2 protein-coding genes are annotated in these 1,274 nt (G+C 34.8%); both read left to right on the top strand.

The window, feature by feature from the left end; all coding sequences use genetic code 11:
* Positions 1-82 precede the first annotated feature (82 nt).
* Positions 83-310 (top strand): hypothetical protein, encoded by a 228-nt coding sequence (locus ABF638_RS37990; RefSeq protein WP_323201336.1) that lies wholly within the window; start codon positions 83-85, stop codon positions 308-310.
* A 44-nt stretch (positions 311-354) separates the two neighbouring features.
* On the top strand, positions 355-1,274 hold a 920-nt coding region (locus tag ABF638_RS37985; protein WP_435027885.1), incomplete at its 3' end, for a hypothetical protein.

Below are 1,274 nucleotides of genomic sequence, written 5' to 3'. Positions count from 1 at the left end.
TAGTCTGTTGACTTTGTGAGTTTTTCAGTGATATTTTTCATACAATAACTATGTCGTCTTATTTAGGAAAGGTAAAAGAAAAGTGGAATTCAAAAGCCCAACTAGCAGATTAGCCCGCTTGTTTCGCGCAGGTCGAGATAATTGGAAAGAAAAAGCTTTAGAAAAACAGAAAAAGCTGAGAGCTTTAGAAATAAAAGTAAGAGATTTATCAGCATCACGGGAGTATTGGAAAAATCGCGCTATCGCAGCAGAGAAAGGGTCTTCTCTTGAGAAGGGAGAGGTCTGCGTAGAGGAAAAAAAGATGAATTAGACGCAAGTTCGTCTAATTTAGAAACAAGTGGCGATACAGAAGAATTGAATGCTAAAAATCATCATTATACAGTTGATATAGTACTGATGAGTATACAACTTTTAATTAAATGTGGTACGAGTTTTAGAGGAATAGAAAAAACCTTAGAATTATTTTTTAATAACTTCTTAGAATCACGTAAAACTCCAAGTTTTACTTGTATTAGGAAATGGCTAGGACGGATTGGATTATACGAACTTAACCGCGAAAAAGAATATAGAAGCGATTGGATATTTATCGTTGATTTTACATTGGAACTAGGAAAACAAAAAGCTCTTGTAGTTTTAGGTGTTTCACAACAACACCTTGTTGAAGAAATTATACCTTCAGAGAGAGGACTTTCTCACCAAGATGTAGAGCTTTTAGGGCTTTATATTATGGACTCAACAAGAGGTGAAAATATAAAGGAAAAGCTTGATGAACTGACATTGCGGGTTGGGAAACCAATACAAATAGTGGCTGACCACAGTAGCGACTTAGCTCGTGGCATAAAGCTTTATAAACAAGAGAATGAAGACTTAATTTATACTCACGATGTGACTCATGCAATGGCTTTGCTTTTAAAATATGAGTTAAATTCTGATGATAGATATCAGTCATTTATCAAAAAATGCAATATCTGTAGGCAACAGTTACAACAAACAGAATTATCTTTTTTATCTCCTCCTACACAACGTTCGCAGTGTCGGTATTTTAATGTTGAAAGGCTGACTGAATGGGGTCTGAATTTATTAAATTGCTCTGTAGATACCTTGGTTGAATTAGCTGGAAATAGCGAGCTAAACGTGATTAACAAAAAAATCAGAGAGAAATTGGGATGGTTAGTTGATTATCAACCTGATCTAATTCGTTGGCATCAAATGACTTTACTCACTAGAACTATTGAAACCCAACTAAAAAAATCAGGAATTAATCAGCAGTCTCT

The sequence above is a fragment of the Nostoc sp. CALU 1950 genome (genome assembly GCF_051172895.1).
Classification (GTDB): domain Bacteria; phylum Cyanobacteriota; class Cyanobacteriia; order Cyanobacteriales; family Nostocaceae; genus Nostoc; species Nostoc edaphicum_A.
Note: the sequence above shows the minus strand (reverse complement) of the source record. Positions and strands in the feature narration are given on the sequence as shown.